The organism is Pseudomonas sp. MH10 (assembly GCF_034353045.1).
GTDB lineage: Bacteria > Pseudomonadota > Gammaproteobacteria > Pseudomonadales > Pseudomonadaceae > Aquipseudomonas.
This window is the reverse complement of record NZ_CP133783.1, coordinates 1,675,829-1,701,277: the sequence shown is the minus strand read 5'-3', so window position 1 is coordinate 1,701,277 and position 25,449 is coordinate 1,675,829. Positions and strand designations below refer to the sequence as shown.

Genomic DNA, 25,449 nt, shown 5'->3' with positions numbered 1-25,449 from the left:
CTTAATCAGTTCGAAACGTCGTTCCATAATTTGACAAACTCTCGCGGAGCCGCTGCTTCAGGGACTATTACCTCAACTTCACCGTCTCGGGTTGAAGTCGGGATCATGGGTTGGCGGGTCGAAACTTTTCTGTCACGGGTATTGGGTTGGCGCCTGTTGTAACTCAACCCTTCATCTACGTCCCACCACGTTCCGCCACTTCACCCTTACTCTAGGATGGAGTGGGGCCCTCTAGCATTCGAGGCGCTTGTTGAGCGTCAAGGTGCGAGCATTTCTGGACATGCTGAAACGTCGGACCTGGACGCTACTTGACCGCTAACGCCGTTATCGGTGGGTCTTTTTGCTCAACGATCAAACACCTGCTTTCAGCGCTTTCTCAACCGCTTCGACCATCCGTGGATCATCCGCCGTCACATCAGGCGCAAAACGCGCAACCACTTGACCATCGCGACCGATCAGGAATTTTTCAAAATTCCACTGCACTTCCGGAGCTGGGTTTGCAGTGATGCCATAGCCCAACAGTTTTTCGCGCATTGGGCCTTCACCCGTCGCATCGGGTAGAGCGGTTGTTAGCGCTTGATAAAGGGGGTGCTTGTCCGAGCCCACAACAGAGATTTTGGCGAACAGCGGGAATTGCACGCTGTAATTCAGGCTGCAAAATTCCTGAATTTCGGCTTCGCTGCCAGGTTCCTGCTCGTTGAAGTTATTCGCCGGAAAACCGAGCACTTCCAGACCTTCAGCGCGCTTGGCTTCATAAAGCTTTTCCAGACCCTCATACTGTGGCGTGAGGCCACATTTCGAGGCGACGTTGACGACAAGCAGCACTTTGCCTTCGAACGGCGCCAGTGTTGTTGAGTCCCCAGTGATGGATTTGACCGGAATTTGATAGAGGTTCTGGGTCATAACGCTGTCTCTTGTTTTAAGGTGAAGGCCAAGCCTAGCAAACTTTACGTCCTGCTACCTTGGCACTACGTCCGGTCGCCAAGGGGCGAGAACTGCGGCTGAATTTGCAAGCCTGCCACTACGCCATTCTGTACATCCCGCACTCCACCCGGATGAGCGACGTATTGCAGGTTAAGCATAACGTTCAGCGACGTGGTCGTAAGCGTCCGCCGAACGCGCCTTACGAGATTAACTAGATGATGGTTTACCGAAAATGACCTATGAAAGAAGTCGCGAAGGTCAGACATCTACCGGAATTCTGCTCCAGCCTTGCTCTCAGCGATTCGAGGTGATAAATAAAAAGCTCTTCTGGCTTATGAATCCCTCACTTATAAAGGCTCTAGGCTAGCGTTCTAACCTCCAGTCAGGATTGGATTAAGCCATGCTTGCACACTCTTTCGATTGCCAGCCCACCCTACGCGGAACCACTTTGACACTTCGCGCCCTCAATCAGAATGACCTTGAGGGTATGTGTGGCGCCGCTGGTGATCCAGAGATATGGGCTAGCCACCCGGCTAAGGATCGATACAAACGGGAGATCTTCGAGCCTTACTTCGCATCCCGCCTCTCAACGGAAACAGCGCTTACTATCATCGACACACAGTCTGGAAAAATTGTGGGGATGTCGAGCTATTACACCCCGCCAGACCTGCCTCATAGCATCGCCATCGGATTTACATTTTTGATTCGCGCCAAATGGGGTGGTGCTGCGAATCGTGAGCTAAAACAGCTGATGGTTGAGCATGCTTTCACCGTTTTTGACATCGTGTACTTTCACATCGCTCCCACGAATATCAGATCGCAGACAGCCACAATGAAGCTTGGCGCAGTACATCTGTATGACGCGGTGCTGAACCTTTCGACGGCGCCTCAGGAAGGGAAATGCTACGGGCTCACGAAGACCCAGTGGGTACAATCACTGACGGCATCAAACGCGCGGCCCACCTCTTAACTACGTAACCGAATAGGATCACAGGTTGCGCAGCGGCATCCAGTTATGCGGTAACAACTCGGCGATCTCACTTGCCCGCTGCATTGGCAGTCGTGCCAGAACGTCTTTCAAGTAAGCCTATGGGTCATGCCCATTGAGCTTGGCCGACTGGATCAGGCTCATCAGCGCTGCCGCGCGTTTGCCGCGTAAGCGGATGTTGAACACGTTCGGTGAAGTCACGCCTTGGAGCGGCTGCCCGAAAGCATCTGAACCTAACTTTTACCCTCCAAAGCGTTATCTAATCGCGGTCTTGGGCGCTGAGCAGGACGTGATCAGTGTCGCCCCATAGCGGTGATTGCAGCTGTGAAATTGTTTAATTTTTGGTAAGTGGGAAATTGCACTCCACTTGACCACCCGTTTGCATTCGACTTGACCAGTTGTTTGCACCGGACTTGACCAGGCATTTGCATTCGACTTGACCACTCGCCTAGCGAGTCATGGTTAGGCTACAGCAGCGCTACGGGTGGCACTACCTGTGGCGTGCCATCAATGATGCACATTCATCCCCAAGTCCTGAGCGCCGACGTCTTCTTAAACTCCTTCATCAGGTCGTCTGGGATTTCGCCTATGTCCGTCCGCAATTCGAACTGCGGGCGCATTGCGTGCAGAACGTCAATTCCCATATCCCCGGCAAGAAGCTTGCACATCAGCCTGGTACGAAGCTTCCAAGGCAAGGTTTTTCCGCGCCTTTCCGGATGCTGGTAAACCATGGTATTCAAATGGGCTGACGCGTGGATGTAGTCAGCGCTGCTCATCCAGATCTGCAAGTGCGCAGGCACGCCAAGAGGTAAGACGTTGAGCGCCAGCCAATCAATTAGGCCAACGGCAACACCGCGCGCCTGAAGCTCCATCGCCAGCATCAGAAGTACTTTGTGTAGGGAGTTTGCTGTTTTTATAGCTAGAGATTTTCGACCCTGATGATCTGCTTCGACCACTATCGCGATCAGCGCTGCGAGGGTAAGCGTTTGAATTTATCCTCTATGGGGGGATATGATTTGCGCAATCACTTACGACGAAGACTCAAGATATGAGCGAGCACGAACACCCGCGTCCCCATACCCACCAAAGTCACGAGGCAATCATCAAGCGCCTCAAACGAGCGGATGGCCATTTACGCGGCATCATCACCATGATTGAAGAAGGTCGTCAGTGCGTCGACATTGCTCAGCAGCTGCATGCCGTGGAAAAGGCGGTGTGCCAAGCCAAACGCACGCTTATCCAGGATCACATTGATCATTGCCTGGAGGTCACCGTCTCGGCATTGAACAATGGCGAGCGCGCACCACTGGAAGCCTTCAAACAAATCACCAAGTACCTCTAGGTTTAGGGCGTAGGCAGAGACCTTCCTTAAAGACCGGCGTCCTCTCGGGTTCTTAGTTCGGCCATTTCCGATGCTGGTCGTCGATCACATAAGGGTGTTCGTGGCACGCATCGTCTTGGCCGGCGAAGTGAGTGTGATCTTCCGGCAGGTTCTCATGGGTATGTTTGATCGACTCCTGGTCATGAGCAGGACGCCAGATCACCATACTGACCACCAGTGCACTCCCTGCCACGACAGCGAGCCCAACAAACGACGCCGTGAGGCTGATGTTGGCACCCAGCCATCCCGCCAATGGGTAAGTAATTAACCAGCAGGCATGAGATAGAGCAAATTGTGCGGCAAACAACGCCGGGCGATCTTCGGCATGTGCCGAGCGACGCAACAGTCGGCCGCTCGGGGTCTGAGCCAGGGAGTAGCCAACGCCGAGCACCATCCACAGCGGCAGCAGGAAGTTGTAGGTGGTCAGGTTGATGCCAACCGCCAAGCCTGCAACCAATATTCCCCCACCAAACAGCATGGCCGTTCGATCTTTGATGTTTCTCAAAAGGCGAGGCAGGACCAGGGCGGCGACCATCGAGCCACCACCAAACGCAGCCAGCGCCAATGCTGTAGAACTCTGCGGCAGAGCGAAGCGCGACTGCACCAGCACCACCGTATTGACGATGACCATCGCACTCGCGGCCGCTACCGTGAGATTGAGAGCCAGCAGTCCTCGCAGGCGGGGGGTGGCCAAGAATATGCGCATGCCTCGGGTAGTTCGCTCATAAATGCTGCGTCGTGGCGTCGGCTTCGCCTTTGGCAGCAACACTGTGCCGACCAGGGCCGCTGAGGCAAGGAAACCAATGACCGTGCCTGCGAACAGGTTGTGGAAGCTGATCACCGTCAGCAACGCGGCGGCGAGCATCGGGCTGGCGACGCTTTCGAGATCGTAGGCCAGACGCGAAAGCGACAAGGCGCGAGTGTAGTCGTCTTCATCCGGAAGGATGTCAGGGATGGTCGCCTGGAACGTCGGGGTGAACGCCGCCGAGGCTGACTGGAGAACAAAAATCAGCACGTAGATCTGCCAAACTTCAGTCACAAACGGCAGAGCGAGCGCGACCAGTGCTCGCACCAGATCCAGCGACACCAGCATAGTCCGACGGGGTAGACGCTCTGCAAAAGCGGCTGCGATTGGTGCAACGCCAATGTAGGCCGTCATTTTGATCGCCAACGCTGTACCGAGAACAGCACCCGCTTGAGCACCTGCGAGATCAAACGCCAGCAGTCCCAGCGCGACAGTGGCAAGGCCAGTCCCTACGAGTGCAATCACCTGGGCCAGGAAGAGGTGACGGTAGGTTCGGTTGGCTAGGATTTTCAGCATGATAAATCTCAAATAGCGAAGCGCGTGACGAGTCGTTTGCCCGACTTCTCTCGCAAAACAGCGAGTTATTGACTTCGTCTTTATGGATGAACAGACATCCCCCCTAGGGGGATATATCTGGATCCTAAACTATAGGCAATGGCAGCTCAAGGAATAGGCGATGCGCCTTCCATCGAATGCATGGAGGGGGAGTAAGCAAGCATGCTGCCCGGCGAAGGCTATTAGCCGTACTCTGCATGGCATGGGAGATCTCGCCCTGAATAACAGCATGAGCATGGAGTTAGCTTGATGAAACCATTTGCCCTTTTGATCGACACTGTTCTTTCGATGGCGTCTGTTGCTATATGTTTTTACGCACCACCAAGAGCCTCGCATGGACCGCTAGTCACCACGCCTGGGTGAAAATGCTGCCGCGATTGTCGACCAGTAGTAGCTGCCAACCAACGCTGCTACCTAGATCTACGCTCACGGCGCAATGTATGTTTGGATTGCCGCATAAAGCTGGATCCAAGCTATCGTGAGGCCACCTCTCGTTGCAATTTCGCTAATCGCTTTGAGCGCTCGTTGATTACCTGATGACGACGATGATCCGTCATTTTTTTCCAGCCGCGAATCTCCTCTAAGGTGCGCAAGCAGCCTACACAAAGAGTAGTCTTACCATCGAATTTACAGACTTCAGTGCAAGGGGATTTGAGAGCCATTGCTCAGACCTTCGTTTCCGGATGCACTTCAACGGTGAGATGGGATAACCCTTTGAATTGGGCAAGATGCTGATGGTAAAACTGCGAGGTCCGATTTGGCTCGCGTGTGACGACCGAAACCACCGCTCCGAGATGCCCAGGGCCCAGCCGCCAAACATGCAAGTCCGCCAGTTTGTCACCGGCCTCGTCGATGACCGTCCTGATCTTGCCTTCAATTCGAGTGTCTGCACTGGCATCTACCAAGATCGCACCGGTCTGGCGTATCAGTCCATAGGACCAGTTGGCTATCACGAGCGCCCCAACGATACCGGCAAGCGGATCCATCCACAGCCAGCCAAATGCCTGGGCCAGCAGCAGGCCGACGATGGCCATTACCGACACGGCCGCGTCCGCGATAACGTGAATGTAAGCCGCTCGCATATTGTGATCACGGCTATCCACTTCATGGTCGTCGTGAGCATGCTCCGCGAATTCGACGATCTGCTCACCAGACGGCAGGGCAACGGCTACCTTGAAACCATGTGGCTCCGGAATGTCGCTGGTGGATTCCAGAAAGCCGGCTTTCTGCTGAAAGTTAAAGACTTGCCGAGATCCGTCCGACCGTATCGTCGTAACCGTGACATCGCTTGGCGAGAGCGAGGGGGCTGAGCCTTCGCTGGAGAAGCGAAATACCGGTGGAACACCTTCTTCGAAAATGGACAGCTCGAACACCCCATCAGAAGTGACAATACGCTGCATCTCTTCATGATGGTCGTCATGTTCATCGCCTCCGGCATGCCCATGACTGTGTCCATGGCTGTGCCCGTGGTCATGTCCATGATCTGCACCGCTCAGCAGCCAGGCACTGGCAATATTCACCGCCAAGCCAACGACAGCAATCGGTATGGCTTCGCTGAAATGGATGGGGACCGGGGACAGGAAACGGGAAACGGCTTCGTAGCCTATCAGTAAGGCGATCATCGCGAGAATGATGGCGCTGGTGAAACCCGCTAGATCACCGAGCTTGCCCGTACCAAACACGAACCGCCGATCATTGGCGTGTTTACGCGCATAGGTGTAGGCCAGTGCAGCGATCAACATAGCACCGGCGTGTGTGGACATATGCAGGCCGTCTGCGACCAGTGCCAGCGAACCGTACAGGTTCCCACCGATGATCTCGGCCAACATCATGGCCGTGCACAGTACAATCACAGCCCATGTCTTGCGCTCATTTTTTTCATGGCCAGCGCCTAGAAAGACGTGGTCATGACCGACATTGAACGGTGCTTCGTACAGGTTGTTCATATTGATTTCACTTGAAGTAGCTGCGGACGATTTCGATCAGTTGCTCTTTGGCATCATTCGGCTCCTTGCCGTCAGCAAAATCCGCGTCAATCAAATGCGTGCGGATATGGTCCTCCAACACCACAGTCAAGAGGCCATTCATGGCCCCCCGGCAACTGGTGATTTGCTGTAGTACCTCAATGCAATCACGCTCCTCGTGTAGCGCACGCTCGATAGCTTCGAGCTGACCACGAATACGACTGACACGGTTCAATAGCTTTTTCTTGTCCTTAATGGTGTGACCCATGATTGCACCTTGAAATCAAAAAATACTATAGGGGGGTATATATTAAATGATCACGGCATGTACACGCCATAGCGATCTGCCCCACGGTAGGTGCGAAAATACTGAGATGGCTTTTGGGGCGAGGCTTAACGGAGTTCCGTGGTGTGAGCGCCCCTTGCCTTCGTGGTTCGACTATCCATTTTTTGCGGGAAAATCCGGACTTTTATGCCTTACTAATCTTCACTTTTCGTGCTGTATCTAACGGATAAGGGCGAGAGCATGGACTGGAAGTCATAAATAAACGTGGCAACCCGAGGCTTAACAGAAAGCCCAGCATTGCGAGGCTCGCGCTCAAGACGAAATAGGCACCAGGGAGAAAGACAGTGCTGTAGAGGATTCCATCCGCAGCCGATCCCAGGGTTGTCCCAAGACTGAACGCTGCCGTCTGCTTGCCGAGTTCCCAGCCCTGCGCGCTTCCGGCCTTGGCTGAGATCCAATAGGTAAGTATCGGCGACAAAATGCCAGCACTGGCCGCAACCGCACCGATCACGACTAGCATCAATTTAAAATCAGACGCCCATGGCACGAGAAACAATCCGGCAGCGAACACAGAGAGCGCGGGGGCGATGAGCCATCGGGTCGTGTCCGGCTTAAACCAAGGCGCGAATGTAATTGCCTGCATCACAAACATGGTCGTTGGATGGGCATGGTCACGATAATCAATCATCCGTGCCAAAAGCCTTCCTTGAGTTCGACGAAGCCGGGCGCATGAAACCATCGTCACGTACGACCGGGTTGTCGATGTTGTGGAGGAGCTGATGAAGTTCATGTTTGTCGGCACCAACGCCGAATTGACCCATTTGTCGAAATGTCACTGATCCAGTCTGTTCCTCGCGAACAATAGCCTTTGCTGGATTTGTGCAGATTTGGAGGTGGGCCAGTCTTGTGTCAGCACGTGGGTGAATTCGGCATCAGCTTCAACACTTGCACGCAACCAGCAGCGATCAAGATCTAAATTTCGCCTAGCCACTGACCGCTTTTGGCCGATTCTGTTGAAAAAGTCGGCTTCGGTTTCCACGGCAGAAAATTACGCGTCTGAGATTGAAATCTGAACTTTAAGCAGAAGGTTCAGGGCTCAGATTTGGTGTAGCAGCGTGCAAAAAAGGCATTTTCACCGCTTGATGCATGGGCAATCTGGCCGGACCGACTTTTTCAACACAATCGGCCGATTTTTGCCTGGCGCCACCGTTTGCTTTAGGTCGAGTCTAGCCAGTCATGGAGCTCATGTGCACTGGTCAAGTCGAATGCAAATGGGTGGTCAAGTCCATGCAATTACTCAGTAAGCGGACGGCGGACACACCTATCTAATTCCAGCTCGGGGCTGTATGCAATGTGCGAGAGGAGCGACATCCGCATCCGTTTGCCATGTGGAAGTTCATGAATGTAGTCTCTATGGCTTACTAGATCTCAAGGATTCAACTGTATGGCAGTACGGAGGCTGGGCATGGTGGTTAGTCTTTGGGTTGGGATGGTGGGTGGTGTAGAGGCGGGCCATATTTGTACTCTGATCAGCGATGTGAATATGTCCGCCATCCTTTATCAGCGTGGTGAGTGCTCGGCCCGATTGTCACCTGCCTCCACATTCAAACTGGCGCTTAGCCTAATGGGGTTTGATTCTGGTTTTCTTCATGATCGACACAGCCCTGCGCTGACCTATAAGCCGGGAGATCCTGATTGGGTAGGCCCTAACTGGCTTCAACCCACCGATCCTGAACGCTGGATAAAATACTCGGTAGTTTGGTACTCGCAGCGAGTAACCCATGCATTGGGGATTGCCCAAGTCGAGCATTACGCTAGATTGTTCGGATTCGGTAATGCCGATCTTTCCGGTGATCCTGGGGCGTCAAATGGACTTGATAGGGCTTGGATCAGCTCCTCGTTAAAAATCTCCCCCATCGAACAGCTCCACTTTCAAGAGAAAATCGCTAGGCGAGAATTGCCTGTGAGTGAGAAAGCCTTCATCTTGACCTCCCGCATATCGCTCCTTGAAACTCATCCTGATGGATGGGAGATCCACGGTAAGACAGGTACCACTTATCCCTGTGACACAAGCGGCGTAAGCGATGAGTCTCGCGGGTACGGTTGGTTTGTAGGATATGCAACCAAAGGGAGTCGAACGTTAGCGTTCGTTCAACTGGAGCAAGATGAGAAGCCAAACAGAGTCCCAACCGGATTAAGAGTCAGGGATAGGTTCATTAGCACACTGTCCACTTTGGCTCATTAGGGGAGATTTTACTGGTGCATTACATCAAGGAGAAGGATGAGCGTTCGGTATGGTCCGGCCAACACACCTTTCTGATCCCGATGCCAAAGGCGATGGTGTCCACCTAAATTTAAGTGAACACCAGTTCTAGCCTTTTAAGCGGGTATCGCATGCAGCCACCACGTCGTTCTTACTCCAAATCCTTCAAGATTCAGGTCATTCTAGAGTGCGCCCAGCCCGGCGCTTCGATTGCCAGCGTCGCACTCAGCCACAGCATCAACGCAAACCTCGTCCATAAATGGATTCGACTGCAATCGCAGACAAGTGTTGCCGTGCAACCGGCCTTCATTCCGCTGGCATTACAGTCGTCAGCCTCACGATCAGATATCACTTCAGCGACCATCTGTCTCGAAATCCCGCACCCGCGTGGCACCGTCAAAGTAGGTTGGCCAGCCCTGCTAAATTCGGCGCACCAAGCAGCTAGCGTTTTTTATAAAAAATGTGCACCCAGCACAACCCAAGCGAATTAATCAACAACTTGTTGACATGTGACCATGGATTCATACCCTTCTCATCCGGTGCAAGTAAATCCTAGGCAAACCGCGAAGCATGATTTGTATCGTAAGCGCTCTGGAAGAGCGTCGGCCCTAGGGATTGCACCGCCCACTTCCTTACTCAGCTTTCTATGACGAAATTATTCATCTACTTAGACGAGAACGGAGATCTCGGCTGGAAGCTTGACCAACTTATCGGGATGGTGGCTCCAGTCGATTCCTCACTAATGCAGCATTAATCGGTTCCGAAAATTCGGTGCACGCCCCTGCGCGTGTCATGCGAAAGCGTTACGACAAGTTCAAGTGGCCCACCAATAGGGAAAAGAAGTTGGCGAGAACGGAGCGGGAAGAGCGCATCTAGTTTGCTCGCCGGGCAGGACGTTCTCAAGCGCTTGTCGACGCAGTGTGCGAGTGAGATTTACGAGTTGCTGCCGCATCAGTGGGTGCCTTCCTGACTTACGCAAGTTGAGTTGGACAGACGCTTACCCGAGGGGTGCGGTCCTCGTGATTTGACCGGCAGAAGCTGTAAGCAGGCTGGCTGACAGTTCAGTTGGAAGAGTTGTTCAGCTGCTGAAGCTCAAGTTGCTTGGCAGCACTGGCTTCGAGGTTTGCACGCTCTTCATCCAAATACCGATAAATGCTTTGGAAATTGGCGATTTTCTGTCTGATTTCTACCATCTTCTTTTCAATTAGCTTAGCGCCGTCAGCACAATCGATCAGCTTGTTCCGCTGCGCATCCAGAATCTCGCCTATTTCCCCCAGGGAAAACCCCATGCTTTGCGCGCGCTGGATAAAGTCCAGATCCTGCAGGGTTTGCGCGGTGTAAACGCGATAGTTGTTAGGTCGCCGCAGCGGTGAGATCAGGCCGATTTGCTCGTAGTAACGCAGCGTATGGCGGCTGGCGCCGCTGCGGGCCTCAAGTTCGCCGATTTTCATGAAAACACCGCTTGACTATAGAGTTGGGTCGACAGTTTACGCTTGATTTCTCACCTTACCAAGGAGCAGGGAAATGCGCGTCGAGTGCTTTGTCACGGGGGGTACCGGCTTCATCGGTCAACATTTGGTGGCGCACCTGAGTGCAAAAGGTCACACCATTAGGGTGTTGATGCGTCGCCCAGAGCGACTAGCTGCACTGCGGGAGCAAGTCGACGATTTGGGAGGGAACGCAACCCGGGTATTTGCCGTAGCTGGCGATCTGGAGCGGGACAACCTCGGGCTGAGCCTTGCTGACAGAGAAGTGCTAAGGCACGCCAGAGTCGTATTCCACCTGGGCGTCCACTTCGCTTGGGGGCTTTCATCGGAGCATTCACGTGCGGTGAATGTAGAAGGGGCAAAGCGCGTGGCGCTGTTGGCGGCTGAACAAAAAAGCCGGTTAGTGATGATCGGCGGCTACATGCTGAAAAATCATGAACATCTGCAACGCATCGGAATTGATCCTCGTTATCCGGAGCAGACCAATTGGCCTGCCGTCTACGGGCATGTCGGTGGTTACGAGGGGAGCAAGCTGGAGGCGCATTTTGCAACCCTGGAGGTCATGTCGGCCAAGGGCGGGGAGATTACCGTTGTCCACCCCGCGACGGTTTGTGGCCACAGCCGCACGGGGCATATCCTTGACGGTCAACCGCTGGTGGAGCTGATACGCAACCTTGTGCAGGGAAAGCTGACTGCAGTGCCCGGTACCGCCGAGCACTGGTTGCCGTTGGTCACCGTGGATTACCTGGTTGAGCTGGTGGCGGTTTGTGCTTTTGATCCTGCCATGGTGGGCCAGGAACTGCTGGCGCTTGATGACCAAACGCCCAACTTGCGAGAACTCCTGGTACAGGTGGCACAACCCGTTGGCTTAAAGCCTCCCAAGCATTTCATTTCGCTCCGATTGCTGAAGTTGCTACTGAGTATTCCTCCCGTCGCGCGGTTTTTGAATACAAACGCCGAAGCCTTGGACTTTATCCAGACCACTCGTTTTGATACAGCGGCGGTCGAGCAATTTGCCAACAGCCATGGAATAGCCAAACCGGATATACGTCAGTCTTTGCAGCACACTGCAACGTTCGTCAACTCATATTGCATAGCCAAAGGCAAGGCTCGCTGACTTCTTCCCAGCCGGCGACAAAGCCCTTAGCCCCGATTAAATGGACTTTCCAGAGGTTAGTAATGCGGATTCATCAACTTAGAAGTGCAACAATCGTGCTTGAGATCGGCCCTTGTCGAGTCATTGTCGATCCTATGCTGGGAAAGCGGGGTGCATATCCCTCTCTAAAGGTCTTCAGCAATAGGCAGCGCAATCCAACGGTGCCGTTACCAGCGACTACAAAGTTGCTGCTCGAGTCGATCACGCACTGTTTGATAACGCACTGCCAGAAAGGCCACTTCGATCATCTGGATCGGGCAGCAATAAAATGGTTGCGTGAGAAACAAATCCCAGTGATCTGTACGCCGCATGATGCCAGGTACTTGATCCGGCGCGGATTGAACGTCGCATCATTGCCAGACAATCATCACTGTCCGCAGCCATTTCTCGGCGGCAAGATCAGAACTGTTACATGCACCCATGGGCGGGGGCTTGTCGGTCGACTCATGGAACATGGTGTCGGGTATTTCATCGAGATAGAGGGAGAGCCCACCCTATACCTGGCCGGCGATACGGTACTCACCGACCAGGTTCGACGGTTTGTGGCTCTCCATCAGCCTGCGGTTTCGGTGGTTCCTGCCGGAGGTGCGTGTCTGGATGTCGGTAGCGAGATAATCATGGGGGTTGAAGAAGTCATCGAGTACACACGGTCGGTTGCTGGCAGGGTCATTGCAAACCATTTGGAGGCCCTTAATCATTGTCCGGTGTCCCGCGAAGAGCTAGCAATGGCGGCAGAGCGCGCGAATGTCGCTAAGCGATTGCTCATCCCATTTGACGGTGAGGTATTGAATTTCCGAACCGTAAGGAGCGGAAGTAGGTACCTCGAAAATGGCCCGCTCTGCTGAAATAGTTGGCATTCGGGTTCAAAAAGGCTTCGATAGATGACTTTGCCGGACGCATACGTTGCTCCGGGGGGGTTGAGGGTAATGCAGTTTAAAAATAATGAGGAATCTCATTGTTTTAAGTGGAGCGTGGGGTTGAAATCCAAACACTTGGAGTAGTTGCGAGGGGTGATGAGAGGACTTGAAAACGATGTGTTTAATGGATTTTGACCAATAAAACGGGTCTTATTTGACTTATCTCCGTGCGCGCGACTATGTAACAATGCGCGAAAATTCAAATAATAGGGGATGTCCCATGAGTCCGGTCAGTTTCCTCCCAGCAATAGTAGCGGTGTGCGTCGCATTGGCAACAGCCGGCCTACTGGCAAAATGGATTGGCGTCACCCCTGTCCGAGGTCGATATGCGTCAATCGATGGTCTGCGGGGTTATTTGGCGTTTTTCGTGTTCTTGCACCATTCGTGTATTTGGTACTTTTACGCGCAATCCCATAGCTGGGATTTGCCTCCGTCAAACCTGTACACGAACTTCGGACAAACCAGCGTCTTTCTGTTCTTTATGATCACCGGTTTTCTATTCTTTTCTAAATTACTGGACGCTAAGACCAAGCCTGTAGATTGGGGCCGGCTTTATGTCTCCAGAGTATTGAGGCTGGCGCCGCTGTACCTGCTGGTAATGGTGCTGCTGTTTATTGTCGTGTTTTACCTGTCGAACTGGACCCTCCGGGAGCCGCTATTACCACTCCTTAAAGGCGTCGTTCAGTGGCTTAGCTTCTCCGCTTTAGGTGAGCCGGATCTCAACGGCGTGGCGAACACGTCGCTGATTGTCGCGGGTGTCGTGTGGTCGCTTCCGTACGAGTGGCTGTTCTATTTGGCATTGCCACTGCTGGCGCTGGGTGTTGGTCGGCAGCCGGTGTGGCGCTATGTTGTGATTGCCGTTGTTTTGTACGCGGTTATGAAACTGCTGCACCTGCGGGTACTGATGGTATATCCCTTCGCCGGAGGACTTGCGGCGGCGCTGATCATTCGAGTGGAGCGCTTCAAGGCATTTGCCACCTGCAAACGCGCGTCCTTGTTAGTGCTGATGTGTCTGGTGCTAGTTGTGACGTTGAATACGGGACGATCAAATATGACGGTCCCTCTGTTTCTGCTCATCGTCGCGTTTTGCCTCATCGCTTGCGGCAACAACCTGTTTGGCGTGCTGACCAGCAAAGTGTCGCGAACGCTAGGGGAAATGGCCTACAGCATCTATCTGTTGCATGGGCTTGTGTTGTTTTCCACGATGACCTTCGTCATCGGCATTGACTCAGTAAAAATGTTGTCGCCCTTTGTTTATTGGTCGTTGATCGTGGCGATCACACCCGTGCTGATAACACTGTGCGCCGCCACCTTTAAATGGGTCGAACAGCCCGCCATGCACAAGACCGAACGCGTCACCGCCTGGCTTCGGTCTTACCGACAGCCTTTGGCACAATCGCAGCCCGCGTCTGACCCCGGTGATATTCAGCGGACCGAACGAAATTGAACTAAGTTGTACCTAAATTGATCGTCGCTCGCAGTGAGAGCTCAACCGAGTGAGGCTCATGAACGTAAAACGATTACTGGTCCTGTTTCTGGTTATCGGTTTTGTGTGGCTTGTTGCCATGTGGTGGGCAACCGGCTTTATCGTTTCAATCGAGCCTGCGCACGCGCCGGCCTCCATCAAAGCCGATAGCACTTCATCGCTTATTGACCTGGAGCGTGTGGTGACCTCTAAATGAATTCATTTGAATGTATTTGTTGATGATAGATATCTAATTGGTTGTCATCTGGGCGCTAGCGTTTGAGGGGTGCACCGCTCATCGAATGGACCGGAACGGCTGTGTATTTTTTTTCGTCACTTTCTATGAGTCGTCTGACCATGACTCTCGTGTTTAGCCGCGATGGCCTACTAGAAAGTGAGGAAAACCACATGTTTATGCACAATAAGCGCCTGCAATATACGGTTCGTGTAGCAGAACCTAATCCCGGATTGGCTAACCTTCTTCTTGAACAGTTTGGCGGTCCACAAGGTGAACTCGCGGCCGCATGCCGCTACTTTTCACAAGCGGTTGGCGAAGACGATCCGGCTCGCAAGGATATGTTTTTCGACATTGCCACCGAAGAACTCAGTCACCTTGAAATCATTGGCTCGCTAGTGATGATGCTCAACAAAGGCGCCAAAGGGATGTTGGCAGAAGGCGCCGATGAAGAAGCCACGCTCTACCGTTCGTTGACGGGTCCAGGCAACGATTCCCATGTCACTCAAATTCTCTACGGTGGCGGTCCGGCCTTCGTAAATTCCGCAGGCGTGCCTTGGTCTGGCGCTTATATCGATACCGTCGGTGAGCCTACGGCCGACCTCCGGTCAAATATTGCAGCAGAAGCCCGGGCAAAAATTCTGTATGAGCGTTTGATCAACGTAACCGACGATGCCGGTATCAAAGATACCCTCACGTTTTTGATGACACGGGAAATCGCCCACCAGTTGTCGTTTGAAAAAGCCCTGCACTCGATACAACCCAACTTCCCCCAAGGCAAGCTTCCGGGCGATCCAGCATTTGCCAACGTCTACTTCAAAATGTCTCAGGGCCAAGCCCTGCGCGGGCCCTGGAACGAAGGCCCAGAGTGGGAGTTTGTTGAAAACCCGCAACCGGCGGTCGACGGTGGCGACGGATCGGCATCAGGTAATGTCAGTGATGCCGAAATGGATGCGGTTGAAGCGATGAAGTTGCGTACCGCGTCTGACCTGAGCAGCGACCCCATGACGGGCGCTGATTTGGGTATGGGCGCCGCTGTTGAGTTCGAAAGCGAATAAGCCGTGTGCAAGCCCTTCTACGGGCTTGCTCTCTGAGCCTTTTGTTAACGTTGGATGTCCTTCGGGGAAAAGGAGCTTTCAATGGGCAGTGAAATAAGCGACGGCGCAGAAATACACTTTACGGCGATACAAACAGAGCCAACCGTCTGGGTTGAAACGCACCTGAGTCAGGGGCTTGAGCTAAGCCGCAACATGATGACGTGGCGCCAACGTTGGGCAGTGGTTTTCGATCATTTGCAATGCACCGATTGTCAGCGGTTGCAAAACATCTGGCTGGCAGACGAGCCGTTTAAGCACGACCTTAGCTGCAGTTTTAGCGACGAAAAACGCCAGCATCCGTGGCACGATCTCGCAGGAATACTCAGTGAACTTCCCTCACCCAAAAAACTGAGTGAAGACGACGTGTAAATGGGCGTCTTAAGGACGCCCTCGTTACGGTGATCGTACCGCCGTCGCCGGTGCTTAAAACGCCGATTTGACCACGCCACCGTCGACTCGTAACGCCGCGCCATTGGTGGCTGACGACGCTTGCGAGCACACATAGATCACCATGTTGGCGACCTCTTCCGGCGTGGTGAAACGCTTGAGAAGGGAGGTGGGGCGTGCTTTTTCAAAGAATTCTTTTTCGAACTCGGCGAACGGTTGGCCCCCCGACAGTTTGTTCACGAACTCGCTGACGCCTTCTGAACTGGTAGGGCCAGGCAACACGGCATTTACGGTAACGCCCGTGCCAGCACAGCTTTCCGCCAAACCACGGGACAAACCGAGTTGAGCGGTTTTGGTGACGCCGTAGTGAATCATCTCCACCGGGATCTGCACCCCGCTTTCGCTGCTGATAAAGACCACGCGGCCCCAGTTTTTGGCTTTCATCTTCGGCAGATAGGCCCGCGACAGGCGTACGCCGGACATCACGTTGGTGTTGAAGAACCGCTCCCATTCTTCGTCGCAAATGTCTTCAAACGGTTTTGGATCAAAAATCCCGAGGTTGTTGACCAGAATGTCGACTTCCGGGAATTGCTCAAGCAACCGCTTGATCTGTTGCGGGTCAGACAGATCACCCGCAAACCCTTTGGCGTCCGCATTGGGATCCCGCTCACGTAGTCTGCCCAGCGCCTCGTCCACTGAAGCTTGAGAGCGACCGTTGAGAATGACGCTGGCACCTTCACGGGCCAATCCAGAAACGATGGCGAAGCCAATGCCTTTGGTTGAACCGGACACCAGTGCAGATTTATTTCGTAAATTTAAATCCATAACATTCACCCTCGTTCAGAAGGACGGCTCAGCCGACCGGAAGGATTACAGGCAGGTCGCCAGCGAGGCCAATCGACGCTCGGCCAGTGCATCGCCTTTAGCTACAAAGTAATTAACCGTCGTACCAGAGGCGGCGCTCTGCACGTCAACGAAATACTCGGCGCTACGGGTATAGACCGTGAAGCCGCCTTTAGTGCCCGGCTTCAAGTACGCGTCGGCTTCAACGCCGAACATTAACTCGTCCTGCCAGGCAAATTGAATGCATTGGGCAACAAGGTCTTCTTTCTTCTCAGAAGTAAAGGTCTTGGCCGGCGTTGTGGTTCGGGCGCTGTCCATGCTCGGCGACACACAGCCTGCCAGTAATACCAGGGTTAGGGCGCCAATCAACATCCGCATGGTCTTTCCTTATTTTGAAAAGTGCCGACTGTAACACTTGCCGGTGAAGGGCGGGTTTGCGGTGGTTGTCTGGCCTTCAACCCCGAACGATGCCGTCGTCAATCCCGTGTTCCTTGCAGTAGTCGGCCCAGGTCATGCCGGCCATCTCAGCGACTTCCTTGTGTACTTCAAGGCGTTGCGCCTGGAATTCTTCATCAGACGTGGCCGTCAGTTTCAGTGTCAGTTCCCAGGCAAAAAAGCCCAACCGTTCGGCTTGCGCTTCAAAGGCTTCATGCAGGCGCTCGTCGCGGTACTGCGCCATGGTTTCGCCCTTGGCCTGTGCAGCTAAGGGGTTCAGATGATCGAGTTCTTCGCGAAGGGCAGGGCGCTCATTGAGGAAGGTTTCTAGCGCGGTCTGGTGACGCTGTTCGGCTGGGATCATGGTGTCTGCTTTCTAAGAGCGTTTATTCGGGCGCGTGCGGCGTGACTGCCAATGCCGTTATTTAGGCATGTACGCCAGCTGCCAGCGACGAGGGATTTTTAACGAGGCAACCCCAAGAATGGCAGAAAGCGCGCCGCTGGCAAATAAAGCCTTCAGACCTAAGTGCTGTTCAAGCAAAGCACCGATCACTGCGCCGACGAACATACCGGTCCAGGGAATCAACTGAACCCGCCAGCCATTTCTTCGTTCGCCCAGCAGCCAACGGCCCAGACCTCGACCAAATCGGGACAGCGCACCGGTAACATAGGTCAGCCCGACCGGGAACCCGTTTACCTCTTCGACGGCAGCGTTGAGCATGCCCATGGCCGTGATGGCACCCAACAACGCCGGAAGCTGGTTATCAAATGGCCACGCGGCAGACGCGCACAGCAACGCCGCAATACACAGCAGCAGGGGAAGCGTGCGCCGACCAGTCATCCGGCTGACGACGATGCCCAGCGTGTTGCTGGCAATAAAGGTCGCAACCAGCAACGTCAGACGTAGTGTCAGGCCAAGATCGCCGTTACTGATGGCCACCGCCAGCCGCGTGGTGTTGCCGCTCATGAACGAGACGAAATCCCCCGAGGCCATGAAACCGATGGCGTCAGTCATGCCCGCCAATATCGACAGGCAGGCGACCAGCACGAGGCCAATGCGACCGCGCCACTTCTGCGCGTGCAGAAGCGCCGGATGAACGTGGGGTTTGACTGGGGAAGGCAGCATCAGCAGGTTTTCATGGGTGCAGGTCCGTGGGTTTTCCTGGCGGCGAACAATTAAGCCTTTTCGCGCTCCTGAGTATGGGGTAACGGCCACGGAATTTGAATTCGACGAATCTCTAAAGAGGTACTTATTGCAATTCAAAAAAAAGCCAGCCCACATCTTGCGTGGGGCTGGCTTTTGACGTCGTTACGCTTGAGTCAGGTCAGGCGAACGCCTACCACAAAGGCACTACATAACTGACGTAGAAGCGGTTTTCATCCTGGTGGGTCTGACCGATCATGCTGGGGTTGGCCATCGCGTTTTTCCAAGTTACGCCCAGTCCTTTCAGCTTGCCCTCTGGGACCAGGTAACTTAATGCCAAGTCACGTTCCCACTCGCTGTTGCCGCCCTTGGCAACCTTTATCTGATCGCCATACCCGTAGGTCGCGGCGAAGCCCAAGCCGTTGATCCCCAACCGGCCGAAATCATATTTGTACTGGGCAAGCCAGGTTTGCTCGCCCGCATGTTGGAATTTATTCAACTGGAGGTTGGTCAGTGCCGGTGTATCGGCGCCAGCCCCAGGCCCTTGGCGGGCATCGCCGCTGTTCAAGCCTGAATCCAGGTACGGAAAGTCACTGTTTCCGGTGTTCTTTTGCGCGCCGATGCCGATGGTATGACCCATCAGGCTGTAGCTTTCCATCAGACTGAAGGTCGACTGGTTGATCCGGCCTTTGCTCAAGCCGCCGTTGTAGGAACCGGCAGTGGCGTAATCAGTGTCGCCGTCAGCGTTGCCGCCGACGCCTAAGCTGCGGTAGGCACGGAAGTCGCTGAGCAGGCTGCCGACCGGCAATTTGTCGGTGTGTTTGGCACCGATGAACGCCTGTTGGTAGTAATCCTCTAAATTGGAATACCACAGGCTAATCGTGGTGTTGGCTATACCCGCGTAATCCGCGCCGCCGTAAAGGAAGCGGTTGCTGAGTTTCGCACCGCCCCCGGTGGTCATGTCGCTGTCGTTAGTCTCGTTACGGATCTTCGTCAGAATGATGTCACCACCGGTGAAGGTGAAGTCCGACAGGTCCTTGGATACCAGTTGCGTGCCGGTGTTGGTCTGGTGATACAACCGACCATCGGTGTTGGCCAGCATCGGGTTGTTCTGGTTGAGCATGCCGACGCGCAGTTCATCTTTGAGAAAGCGCATTTTAAAGGTCGGGCTCAAGACGCTGAAGTCATTGGCTGACTTACCGTCTTCCAACGGAAACATACTGCCGGGGTAATTACTTTGATGGTCTTTATTGTTTAAGTCGCCGCCCGAATCAAGTTTCACCCCATAAAATGCTTCCAGGTCGAGACCGAATCCAACTGCGCCTTCGGTGTAGCCAGATTTGAAGTTGAACTGGAAACCTTGCCCCCAATCGCGGTAGCTCTTGGCCTTGGCCGTACTGCCTACTACATCACGGCCCTCTTGATTAAGGTAGCGGTTAAGCAGTGTCAAGTCGGCGTGGCTGTCGTCAATAAAATCTGCATGCGCAGATAGCATCACGCCGCCCAGTAAAACGCCGACTACTGGCCTGGTTATTTTCTTGATCATCATGGGTCTCGTATACAGGGATATTCAATCTGCCGCTGAGCGTAACGGTCGGGTATTCAGATCGAATACGTTCATTAACCGAACTACATTGAATCTGAGCGGTCAGTAATTGGGCTCAGTAAAAGTTATCCGTATGACAGTTCAATGACGCACGTCCCGAACAAACATGAAACTTTAGTTAGGTGTTATTCATTTGACTTGCAGGTGATCGAGGCGTAATTGCGCGCACCTACCGGCGCCAAATTAAGGATGCCAGTAGACCTTCGTTTATCAATCTGGGGTGCATGCTGCTGGCGACTTTTCCAGCAGGAAGCCAGGCTAGCGGATCAATACAGCGCACGAGAGAAATTTTTTCCTAATGTCATAAAGTCATCACACAACAGCCTTATACATGCGTCTCCAATCTAGTCGATTAAGAGGCGTAATCAGCAGTGAACAGATTCTGGCCTCGGGTTTTAAGCCCACGTTCTGAAACGACCATGCTGCGACGTTTTAAAATCTCCCAGCGCTTGGTCGGTTGTTTTGGCGTCACCGCAGCGCTGTTAGTGGCCGTGGGGGCGTTTTGCCTGTGGCAAATGCAGGACATCCGCAAACAAGGTGAAGCCATTGAAAGCGGGGCATTGCCCAGCATCGCCATGGCCGATGCCATCGCCATCGATTTGGTCAAACTGCGTGCCGAGACGGCCAATCTGGTCGCCAATGCCGACGACCCAAGCGCGGTCATTACCAGCAAAATCAACGTTGAGCAGTTGAAAAATGAAGTTGAAAAAGGCTTCCACGACTACCTGGCTCGCGTAACCGACAGCACCGAACATGATTCCATCCTGGCCTTGCAGGACGCCTATAAAGCGTTCATTCCGGGCTTGCATGATGAAACGTCCCTCATTGAACAACGAAAAATCAACGACGCCCGGATGCTGGTCAACACCACGTTGTCGATGCAAGGCGATTTGATGGACATGCAAGTGCAACTGCTGCGAGAACTCAACAAGCAAAGCGCGGCGAAAACGGTGGAGGCTGCGGGCAAAAGTTATCGTCAGGCGCGGTTTATAGCGCTGAGTGCGATCATTCTCGCGCTGGTGCTGACCTTGCTGCTGGCCTGGCGCCTGAGTGTCAGCATCATCCGTCCCGTGCGTCACGCGTTGCACATCGCCAGCACCATTGCCGAGGGCGACCTGAGCCCGCAGATGATACCTGATGGCAAAGATGAAACCGCCCAACTGCTCAGCATGCTCGGGCGGATGCGCAGCAACCTTCACGGCACCATCGCGCAGATTGGCGCGGCCGCAACGCAACTGGCGCAATCGGTTCAGGAAATGGGTTCCATCGCTCAAGCCAGCGCACACAACCTGCACCTGCAAAACGGTGAAATTGAACAAGCTGCCGTCGCGGTCAACCAGATGAGCCAAGCGGCGGTGCAGGTGGCGGGCAATGCCAGCAGCACCTCCGGGGAGTCTCAGGCCTCCAGCGATGCGGCGGTTCAGGGACAGCTGCGGCTGCATGACACCATTGCATCCATCAAACAATTAACCGGCAATGTGCTGGATTCGTCGCATGAGGCCGAAGGCCTAGCCGAGCGCACATTGAGCATCGGCAAAATTCTCGATGTGATTCGCGCCGTGGCCAATCAAACCAATCTGCTCGCGCTCAACGCAGCCATCGAGGCTGCTCGGGCAGGGGAAGCCGGTCGCGGTTTCGCGGTAGTCGCTGACGAAGTGCGCTCCCTGGCACAACGCACCAGCGCGTCTACCACTGAAATTGAGGGCTTGATCAACGACGTGCAGAAAAGCACCCAAGCCACTGCCCAAGCCCTGCGCCTGACAGCTACCCAGGCAAACGTCACGTTAGATCAAGCCGCCGCTGCGGGTAACGCACTGGCGGTGATCATCACGGCGACCTCGACCATCAGCGACCGCAACCTGCTCATCGCCAGTGCGGCCGAACAGCAGGCACACGTCGCCCACGAAGTGGATCGAAACCTCAGCAGCATCCGCGACCTGTCTGCCCAAACCGCCTCGGGCGCCCAGCAGACGACCGTCGCCAGCGATGCGTTGTCGATGTTGGCGATGGATTTGAATGCGATGGTGCAGCGGTTTGTGTTGTAGATCGTTACCGATAGGTAGGAAGGAAGTTGGGCGTAGTTTAGTAAGGGAGTTATAACGCTTCATCACTGTCCGGTGGTGTGTCAGTTAACTGTTAGGTAGGTGTAACACATGTAATAAAGTAGAGACTAAGTTAGTTAGTTTAATCTAACAGGTGCGGTCGTTTAGTTATTGATGTGGGTGTTTTGTACTAGCATGTACAAAAATGTACAAAAATATACAATGCTAAATTTAGTAAAATTATTGCTGAAGGGGTTGTGCGTTTTGTAGGTGCTGCTAATCTGTTTTTGCCTTCTTAGTTGCGCAATACAGCTATGCATTATTGGCCATTATCGAAAACACTGGCGATGCACCCAGAGGCGCACACATATGCAATACACTTCGTTTTCGGATGTTCGAATTAAAACCCTTGTCGAGTCCATCAACAAAGAAGGCTATGCAGTGCTGCCTGGATGGGCGACTAACGACCAGTTGGTTGAGTTGAAGAACCTGGTGATGGACGCGGTGGGCGCTGCGGGCAACCGCTACGTTGCCTTGACTGGCCAGGAAGCCGTTTCCGGTTCACTGCTGCACGCATGGGGTAGCTCGCCGGTGTTCATTGATTTGTGCCAGCGGATTGTTACCGCTGCCACCGGGCGACAGCCCGTCGAGCGGGGGCTGCATCAAGTGTTGCGCTGTCTGATTGGTGATGGTGGGCAGCGTGAGTCGATGATTTTTCATTACGACTCGTTCGTGCTGACCACGATTATGCCCGTCTGTATGCCCGAAAAAACCGACCCTGGCGACTTGCTCATGTTGCGCAATCATCGCCCGCTACGGCGCAATTATTTCTACAACCTGATCGACAAAATGCTCGTCGATAATCGCTGGACCCAGCGCTGGTTGAAGAAAAACTACGCCGACGGCGACGAGAAGTTCACCCAGATCCGCATGTTACCGGGAGATCTGTATCTGTTCTGGGGTTACCGTTCGCTGCACACCAACCTGCCCGCAGACCCCAATGCAGTGCGCGCGACGGCCGTGTTCCACTACGACAACTTGCACGAGAACAGCACCTTGGCGAGCCGTATACGCCGTTCGCGGGAATTGTTTAAACCGCGTCGGCCAGCTCCCGTCGTATCACCATCCCCTGTGGCGAACCCCGCGTCGCCGGGTTCGCCGTTAACCCCTTGACGAGCGCTGTAGTAGCGAACTTGTTCGCGAGGCGTTTTAGCTGATGCACGCATCAAGCTCCACGCCAGCAAGTTGGTTTCTACAGGAATTTGGGTATGCCGCACGACAGCGCGGCTGTCGAGCTGGGGCTATTGAATTTAATAGGAATAGGCAATCATCGCAGATGATTCAGTCTTCGCACGCCTAGAGTTTGGTCTCAGGATAACGACACTGAATCACTGATCGAGAGCCCTATCATGACCCCTGTCAAAACGATTTTTATTACCGGCGTCAGCAGCGGTTTAGGCCGCGCGTTGGCGACGCAAGCCCTCGCGGCCGGGCACCACGTCATCGGTACTGTTCGTAACAGCGAAGCGTTGTTGAGTTTCCAGGCCCAGTCCCCAGAGCGTGCGCACGCTTATGTGTTGGACGTCACCGACTTCGCAGCGATTGACGATATCGTCGCCAAGGCAGAGGCTGAATTTGGCCCTGTGGACGTACTGGTCAATAACGCCGGTTACGGCCATGAAGGTATTTTCGAAGAATCGCCGATTGAAGAAATGCGTCAGCAGTTTGAGGTCAATGTGTTTGGTGCGGTGGCGATAACCAAGGCCTTCGTCCCGTATTTTCGTCAGCGCAGGGCGGGCCATGTCATCAACATCACGTCCATGGGCGGCTTCATCACGATGCCGGGGATTTCTTACTACTGCGCCAGCAAATTCGCGTTGGAAGGTATCTCTGACACGCTGAGCAAAGAACTCAAACCGTTCAACATCGTTGTCACCGCCGTCGCCCCCGGATCGTTCCGCACCGATTGGGCGGGGCGCTCGATGCAGCGAAGCCCGAGAAGTATTCAGGACTACGATGAGTCCTTCGATCCTGTGCGAAAAGGCCGTGAAGAAAGAAGCGGCAAGCAGCTCGGCGATCCACAAAAAGCTGCGTTGGCACTGCTGCAATTGATTGCCAGCCCGGCTCCCCCCGCACACTTATTGTTGGGCAGTGATGCCTTGACGCTGGTCAGGACAAAATTGAAGCAGATGGCTGAAGACATTGATGCATGGGAAGCGCTGAGCCTGTCGACCGATGGCTGACCCGGTGCCCATCGCACACCCTGAGATGCCCATGGACTACGAGCTATTCAAGACGCGGCGCACCATTGAATTGATGGAGCGGCTGGCGCCGATGGAAGGTTACAACCTGACGCCATTGGATGACGTTCGCTTTCTTCGGTCCAATCGGCCGCTGACCCGCACACCAGTGTTGTATGACCCTGGCATTGTGATTCTTTGTCAGGGGCGCAAGCGCGGGTATTGGGGGGGCGAGGTTTACATCTACGACGCGCAGCATTATCTGGTGGTGTCAGTGCCGGTCCCGTTCACGATGGAAACTGATGCCAGCGAAGAAGAACCGATGCTGGCGGTATACCTGCGTTTGGATTTCAAGCTGGCCGCTGAGCTGATGCTTCAGGTGGGCGAGCGCGAAGGCGTTGCAACGGCGGTCCCCAAGGGCATGTATTCCTCGCCAATGGACGACAAGTTGAGCGACTCGGTGCTGCGCTTTCTAGAAGTCATGAGCGAACCGGTCGACGCGTTGATTCTCGGACCGGCGTTGGTTCGGGAAATTTACTACCGAATCGTCGGTGGCGAGCAGGGCGGATCCATGCGCGCGGCGCTCAACCGCCAAGGGCAATTTGGCAAAATCACCAAGGCGATTCGGCGGATTCACGCCAGTTATCCAGAGCCGCTGGACGTCGAGTGCCTGGCGAAAGTCGCGGGCATGAGCGTGCCGAGCTTTCACCTGCATTTTCGAACCGTGACTGACACGTCACCGATGCAATACCTGAAGTCCACTCGCCTGCACCAAGCACGGCTGTTGATGCTACGCAACGACATGACGGCGGCCATCGCCGGATTCAGCGTCGGCTATGAAAGCGCCTCCCAGTTCAGCCGGGAGTTCAAACGCTTCTTCGGCCGAACACCCCAAGCAGAGGTGCAATGGATGAAACGCACCTACGCACTGCCAGCCCCGACCAGCCCTTCTATCTATGTGTCATCGCATTAAAAAAAACGCCAGCCGACGCAATCTTTAGGAGCCAACTTGTTGGCGAAGCCGGAACGGCTCTGGGTTTCATTGTGGGAGTAGGCTTGCCTGCGAAGAGGCCCATAATCACGCCGCTGATATCGACTTGAGACCTGGGTCGCCTGCACTGACGCTTTCGTTGGCAAGCCAACTCCCACAGAGATTTTTGGCTAGGCCTTTGAATATTTGATCGCAGCCTTCGGCAGTTCCTACAGATGTGCAGCGCCAAAATCTGTGG

29 protein-coding genes and 3 pseudogenes are annotated in these 25,449 nt (G+C 54.1%); 16 read left to right on the top strand and 16 right to left on the bottom strand.

Features of this window, described 5'->3' with window-relative positions; translation table 11 throughout:
* Nucleotides 1-351 precede the first annotated feature (351 nt).
* Nucleotides 352-903, bottom strand: coding sequence for a glutathione peroxidase (locus RHM59_RS07640; RefSeq protein WP_322168753.1), 552 nt, complete (start codon nucleotides 901-903; stop codon nucleotides 352-354).
* Between the two features lie 65 nt (nucleotides 904-968).
* A complete protein-coding gene (locus RHM59_RS25455) occupies nucleotides 969-1,082 on the bottom strand; it encodes a carbohydrate porin (protein WP_416195061.1) in 114 nt (37 codons plus the stop codon).
* Nucleotides 1,083-1,324: 242 nt separating this feature from the next.
* Here RHM59_RS25455 and RHM59_RS07635 point away from each other — a divergent pair, with 242 nt between their 5' ends.
* A complete protein-coding gene (locus tag RHM59_RS07635) occupies nucleotides 1,325-1,894 on the top strand; it encodes a GNAT family N-acetyltransferase (RefSeq protein ID WP_322286324.1) in 570 nt (189 codons plus the stop codon).
* A gap of 18 nt (nucleotides 1,895-1,912) precedes the next feature.
* On the opposite strand, the pseudogene RHM59_RS07630 reads toward RHM59_RS07635, so the two are convergent.
* A pseudogene (locus RHM59_RS07630) lies at nucleotides 1,913-2,077 on the bottom strand (transposase domain-containing protein); the annotation flags it as partial.
* A 356-nt stretch (nucleotides 2,078-2,433) separates the two neighbouring features.
* Nucleotides 2,434-2,868, bottom strand: a complete 435-nt coding sequence (locus tag RHM59_RS07625) for a hypothetical protein (protein WP_322286323.1) — start codon at nucleotides 2,866-2,868, stop codon at nucleotides 2,434-2,436.
* Between the two features lie 92 nt (nucleotides 2,869-2,960).
* On the opposite strand from RHM59_RS07625, the gene RHM59_RS07620 reads away from it, so the two are divergent.
* On the top strand, nucleotides 2,961-3,254 hold the full coding sequence (locus tag RHM59_RS07620; RefSeq protein WP_322183993.1) for a metal-sensing transcriptional repressor: 294 nt from the start codon (nucleotides 2,961-2,963) through the stop codon (nucleotides 3,252-3,254).
* A gap of 52 nt (nucleotides 3,255-3,306) precedes the next feature.
* Here the strand turns inward: RHM59_RS07620 and RHM59_RS07615 are convergent, their stop codons facing one another.
* From RHM59_RS07615 to RHM59_RS07600, 5 genes are all read right to left on the bottom strand, one after another.
* A complete protein-coding gene (locus tag RHM59_RS07615; RefSeq protein ID WP_322183991.1) occupies nucleotides 3,307-4,614 on the bottom strand; it encodes an MFS transporter in 1,308 nt (435 codons plus the stop codon).
* A gap of 512 nt (nucleotides 4,615-5,126) precedes the next feature.
* Entirely contained in the window at nucleotides 5,127-5,315 is a 189-nt protein-coding gene (locus RHM59_RS25450; RefSeq protein WP_369124930.1) for a DUF1289 domain-containing protein, read from the bottom strand.
* 3 nt (nucleotides 5,316-5,318) lie between these two features.
* Nucleotides 5,319-6,599, bottom strand: a complete 1,281-nt coding sequence (gene dmeF, locus RHM59_RS07610) for a CDF family Co(II)/Ni(II) efflux transporter DmeF (protein WP_322183989.1) — start codon at nucleotides 6,597-6,599, stop codon at nucleotides 5,319-5,321.
* 7 nt (nucleotides 6,600-6,606) lie between these two features.
* Nucleotides 6,607-6,885, bottom strand: a complete 279-nt coding sequence (locus RHM59_RS07605) for a metal/formaldehyde-sensitive transcriptional repressor (RefSeq protein ID WP_322183987.1) — start codon at nucleotides 6,883-6,885, stop codon at nucleotides 6,607-6,609.
* Between the two features lie 202 nt (nucleotides 6,886-7,087).
* Nucleotides 7,088-7,546: a hypothetical protein gene (locus tag RHM59_RS07600; protein ID WP_416195060.1), complete on the bottom strand. Its 459-nt coding sequence runs from the start codon at nucleotides 7,544-7,546 to the stop codon at nucleotides 7,088-7,090.
* Nucleotides 7,547-7,581: 35 nt separating this feature from the next.
* Between RHM59_RS07600 and RHM59_RS07595 the strand changes: the two are divergent.
* The 3 genes and pseudogenes from RHM59_RS07595 to tnpA all read left to right on the top strand — a co-directional run.
* Nucleotides 7,582-7,691: pseudogene (locus RHM59_RS07595) on the top strand (arsenical resistance protein ArsH); the annotation flags it as partial.
* Between the two features lie 677 nt (nucleotides 7,692-8,368).
* A complete protein-coding gene (gene blaOXA, locus RHM59_RS07590) occupies nucleotides 8,369-9,148 on the top strand; it encodes a class D beta-lactamase (protein WP_322286321.1) in 780 nt (259 codons plus the stop codon).
* 149 nt (nucleotides 9,149-9,297) lie between these two features.
* Complete coding sequence (tnpA, locus tag RHM59_RS07585; RefSeq protein WP_322168761.1) at nucleotides 9,298-9,657, top strand: IS66-like element accessory protein TnpA; 360 nt, start codon at nucleotides 9,298-9,300, stop codon at nucleotides 9,655-9,657.
* A gap of 570 nt (nucleotides 9,658-10,227) precedes the next feature.
* Here the strand turns inward: tnpA and RHM59_RS07580 are convergent.
* Nucleotides 10,228-10,617 carry a MerR family transcriptional regulator gene (locus RHM59_RS07580; RefSeq protein WP_322168764.1) on the bottom strand — a complete coding sequence of 130 codons (390 nt, stop codon included), beginning with the start codon at nucleotides 10,615-10,617 and terminating at the stop codon, nucleotides 10,228-10,230.
* 73 nt (nucleotides 10,618-10,690) lie between these two features.
* On the opposite strand from RHM59_RS07580, the gene RHM59_RS07575 reads away from it, so the two are divergent.
* The 6 genes from RHM59_RS07575 (at nucleotide 10,691) to RHM59_RS07550 (ending at nucleotide 15,892) form a co-directional block, all read left to right on the top strand.
* Entirely contained in the window at nucleotides 10,691-11,770 is a 1,080-nt protein-coding gene (locus RHM59_RS07575; protein ID WP_322168767.1) for an SDR family oxidoreductase, read from the top strand.
* A 62-nt stretch (nucleotides 11,771-11,832) separates the two neighbouring features.
* Complete coding sequence (locus RHM59_RS07570; protein WP_322168769.1) at nucleotides 11,833-12,654, top strand: MBL fold metallo-hydrolase; 822 nt, start codon at nucleotides 11,833-11,835, stop codon at nucleotides 12,652-12,654.
* A gap of 292 nt (nucleotides 12,655-12,946) precedes the next feature.
* Complete coding sequence (locus RHM59_RS07565; protein ID WP_322286320.1) at nucleotides 12,947-14,173, top strand: acyltransferase; 1,227 nt, start codon at nucleotides 12,947-12,949, stop codon at nucleotides 14,171-14,173.
* 58 nt (nucleotides 14,174-14,231) lie between these two features.
* Nucleotides 14,232-14,408, top strand: coding sequence for a hypothetical protein (locus tag RHM59_RS07560; protein ID WP_322168774.1), 177 nt, complete (start codon nucleotides 14,232-14,234; stop codon nucleotides 14,406-14,408).
* 191 nt (nucleotides 14,409-14,599) lie between these two features.
* Nucleotides 14,600-15,484, top strand: a complete 885-nt coding sequence (locus tag RHM59_RS07555; RefSeq protein WP_322286319.1) for a manganese catalase family protein — start codon at nucleotides 14,600-14,602, stop codon at nucleotides 15,482-15,484.
* A gap of 81 nt (nucleotides 15,485-15,565) precedes the next feature.
* On the top strand, nucleotides 15,566-15,892 hold the full coding sequence (locus tag RHM59_RS07550; RefSeq protein ID WP_322286318.1) for a hypothetical protein: 327 nt from the start codon (nucleotides 15,566-15,568) through the stop codon (nucleotides 15,890-15,892).
* Between the two features lie 54 nt (nucleotides 15,893-15,946).
* Here RHM59_RS07550 and RHM59_RS07545 read toward each other — a convergent pair whose 3' ends face one another.
* The 5 genes from RHM59_RS07545 to RHM59_RS07525 form a co-directional block, all read right to left on the bottom strand.
* A complete protein-coding gene (locus tag RHM59_RS07545; RefSeq protein WP_322286317.1) occupies nucleotides 15,947-16,735 on the bottom strand; it encodes an SDR family oxidoreductase in 789 nt (262 codons plus the stop codon).
* A gap of 45 nt (nucleotides 16,736-16,780) precedes the next feature.
* On the bottom strand, nucleotides 16,781-17,131 hold the full coding sequence (locus tag RHM59_RS07540; RefSeq protein ID WP_322286316.1) for a hypothetical protein: 351 nt from the start codon (nucleotides 17,129-17,131) through the stop codon (nucleotides 16,781-16,783).
* A gap of 76 nt (nucleotides 17,132-17,207) precedes the next feature.
* Nucleotides 17,208-17,552: a DUF6388 family protein gene (locus tag RHM59_RS07535; protein ID WP_322168789.1), complete on the bottom strand. Its 345-nt coding sequence runs from the start codon at nucleotides 17,550-17,552 to the stop codon at nucleotides 17,208-17,210.
* Between the two features lie 57 nt (nucleotides 17,553-17,609).
* On the bottom strand, nucleotides 17,610-18,314 hold the full coding sequence (locus RHM59_RS07530) for a YoaK family protein (protein ID WP_322168792.1): 705 nt from the start codon (nucleotides 18,312-18,314) through the stop codon (nucleotides 17,610-17,612).
* A gap of 211 nt (nucleotides 18,315-18,525) precedes the next feature.
* A complete protein-coding gene (locus RHM59_RS07525) occupies nucleotides 18,526-19,878 on the bottom strand; it encodes an OprD family outer membrane porin (RefSeq protein ID WP_322286315.1) in 1,353 nt (450 codons plus the stop codon).
* Between the two features lie 479 nt (nucleotides 19,879-20,357).
* Between RHM59_RS07525 and RHM59_RS25445 the strand changes: the two are divergent.
* From RHM59_RS25445 to RHM59_RS07510, 4 genes and pseudogenes are all read left to right on the top strand, one after another.
* Nucleotides 20,358-21,077 (top strand): annotated as a pseudogene (locus RHM59_RS25445) (MCP four helix bundle domain-containing protein); the annotation flags it as partial.
* Nucleotides 21,066-21,983: a methyl-accepting chemotaxis protein gene (locus tag RHM59_RS25440; protein ID WP_416195085.1), complete on the top strand. Its 918-nt coding sequence runs from the start codon at nucleotides 21,066-21,068 to the stop codon at nucleotides 21,981-21,983. The pseudogene RHM59_RS25445 and the gene RHM59_RS25440, both read left to right, overlap by 12 nt.
* Before the next feature lie 366 nt (nucleotides 21,984-22,349).
* Nucleotides 22,350-23,153, top strand: a complete 804-nt coding sequence (locus RHM59_RS07515; RefSeq protein WP_322286314.1) for a hypothetical protein — start codon at nucleotides 22,350-22,352, stop codon at nucleotides 23,151-23,153.
* 236 nt (nucleotides 23,154-23,389) lie between these two features.
* Nucleotides 23,390-24,223 (top strand): oxidoreductase, encoded by an 834-nt coding sequence (locus tag RHM59_RS07510; RefSeq protein ID WP_322286313.1) that lies wholly within the window; start codon nucleotides 23,390-23,392, stop codon nucleotides 24,221-24,223.
* A 43-nt stretch (nucleotides 24,224-24,266) separates the two neighbouring features.
* Here RHM59_RS07510 and RHM59_RS25435 read toward each other — a convergent pair whose 3' ends face one another.
* A complete protein-coding gene (locus tag RHM59_RS25435; protein ID WP_369124942.1) occupies nucleotides 24,267-24,398 on the bottom strand; it encodes a hypothetical protein in 132 nt (43 codons plus the stop codon).
* On the opposite strand from RHM59_RS25435, the gene RHM59_RS07505 reads away from it, so the two are divergent.
* Nucleotides 24,339-25,193 (top strand): AraC family transcriptional regulator, encoded by an 855-nt coding sequence (locus RHM59_RS07505; RefSeq protein ID WP_369124941.1) that lies wholly within the window; start codon nucleotides 24,339-24,341, stop codon nucleotides 25,191-25,193. The genes RHM59_RS25435 and RHM59_RS07505 overlap by 60 nt on opposite strands.
* Nucleotides 25,194-25,449 lie beyond the last annotated feature (256 nt).

Bases quoted from the DNA above. Each gene is read 5' to 3' on its own strand.
- blaOXA (WP_322286321.1), top strand. From the start codon at position 8,369: ATGGTGGTTAGTCTTTGGGTTGGGATGGTGGGTGGTGTAGAGGCGGGC.
- RHM59_RS07515 (WP_322286314.1), top strand. From the start codon at position 22,350: ATGCAATACACTTCGTTTTCGGATGTTCGAATTAAAACCCTTGTCGAG.
- RHM59_RS07565 (WP_322286320.1), top strand. From the start codon at position 12,947: ATGAGTCCGGTCAGTTTCCTCCCAGCAATAGTAGCGGTGTGCGTCGCA.
- RHM59_RS07510 (WP_322286313.1), top strand. From the start codon at position 23,390: ATGACCCCTGTCAAAACGATTTTTATTACCGGCGTCAGCAGCGGTTTA.
- RHM59_RS07540 (WP_322286316.1), bottom strand. From the start codon at position 17,131: ATGCGGATGTTGATTGGCGCCCTAACCCTGGTATTACTGGCAGGCTGT.
- dmeF (WP_322183989.1), bottom strand. From the start codon at position 6,599: ATGAACAACCTGTACGAAGCACCGTTCAATGTCGGTCATGACCACGTC.
- RHM59_RS07530 (WP_322168792.1), bottom strand. From the start codon at position 18,314: ATGCTGCCTTCCCCAGTCAAACCCCACGTTCATCCGGCGCTTCTGCAC.
- RHM59_RS07560 (WP_322168774.1), top strand. From the start codon at position 14,232: ATGAACGTAAAACGATTACTGGTCCTGTTTCTGGTTATCGGTTTTGTG.
- RHM59_RS25450 (WP_369124930.1), bottom strand. From the start codon at position 5,315: ATGGCTCTCAAATCCCCTTGCACTGAAGTCTGTAAATTCGATGGTAAG.
- RHM59_RS07640 (WP_322168753.1), bottom strand. From the start codon at position 903: ATGACCCAGAACCTCTATCAAATTCCGGTCAAATCCATCACTGGGGAC.
- RHM59_RS25455 (WP_416195061.1), bottom strand. From the start codon at position 1,082: ATGCTTAACCTGCAATACGTCGCTCATCCGGGTGGAGTGCGGGATGTA.
- RHM59_RS07545 (WP_322286317.1), bottom strand. From the start codon at position 16,735: ATGGATTTAAATTTACGAAATAAATCTGCACTGGTGTCCGGTTCAACC.
- RHM59_RS07570 (WP_322168769.1), top strand. From the start codon at position 11,833: ATGCGGATTCATCAACTTAGAAGTGCAACAATCGTGCTTGAGATCGGC.
- RHM59_RS07605 (WP_322183987.1), bottom strand. From the start codon at position 6,885: ATGGGTCACACCATTAAGGACAAGAAAAAGCTATTGAACCGTGTCAGT.
- RHM59_RS07615 (WP_322183991.1), bottom strand. From the start codon at position 4,614: ATGCTGAAAATCCTAGCCAACCGAACCTACCGTCACCTCTTCCTGGCC.
- RHM59_RS07555 (WP_322286319.1), top strand. From the start codon at position 14,600: ATGTTTATGCACAATAAGCGCCTGCAATATACGGTTCGTGTAGCAGAA.
- RHM59_RS07535 (WP_322168789.1), bottom strand. From the start codon at position 17,552: ATGATCCCAGCCGAACAGCGTCACCAGACCGCGCTAGAAACCTTCCTC.
- RHM59_RS07620 (WP_322183993.1), top strand. From the start codon at position 2,961: ATGAGCGAGCACGAACACCCGCGTCCCCATACCCACCAAAGTCACGAG.
- RHM59_RS25440 (WP_416195085.1), top strand. From the start codon at position 21,066: ATGATACCTGATGGCAAAGATGAAACCGCCCAACTGCTCAGCATGCTC.
- RHM59_RS07525 (WP_322286315.1), bottom strand. From the start codon at position 19,878: ATGATCAAGAAAATAACCAGGCCAGTAGTCGGCGTTTTACTGGGCGGC.
- RHM59_RS07550 (WP_322286318.1), top strand. From the start codon at position 15,566: ATGGGCAGTGAAATAAGCGACGGCGCAGAAATACACTTTACGGCGATA.
- RHM59_RS07580 (WP_322168764.1), bottom strand. From the start codon at position 10,617: ATGAAAATCGGCGAACTTGAGGCCCGCAGCGGCGCCAGCCGCCATACG.
- RHM59_RS07635 (WP_322286324.1), top strand. From the start codon at position 1,325: ATGCTTGCACACTCTTTCGATTGCCAGCCCACCCTACGCGGAACCACT.
- RHM59_RS07600 (WP_416195060.1), bottom strand. From the start codon at position 7,546: ATGCAGGCAATTACATTCGCGCCTTGGTTTAAGCCGGACACGACCCGA.
- RHM59_RS07575 (WP_322168767.1), top strand. From the start codon at position 10,691: ATGCGCGTCGAGTGCTTTGTCACGGGGGGTACCGGCTTCATCGGTCAA.
- tnpA (WP_322168761.1), top strand. From the start codon at position 9,298: ATGCAGCCACCACGTCGTTCTTACTCCAAATCCTTCAAGATTCAGGTC.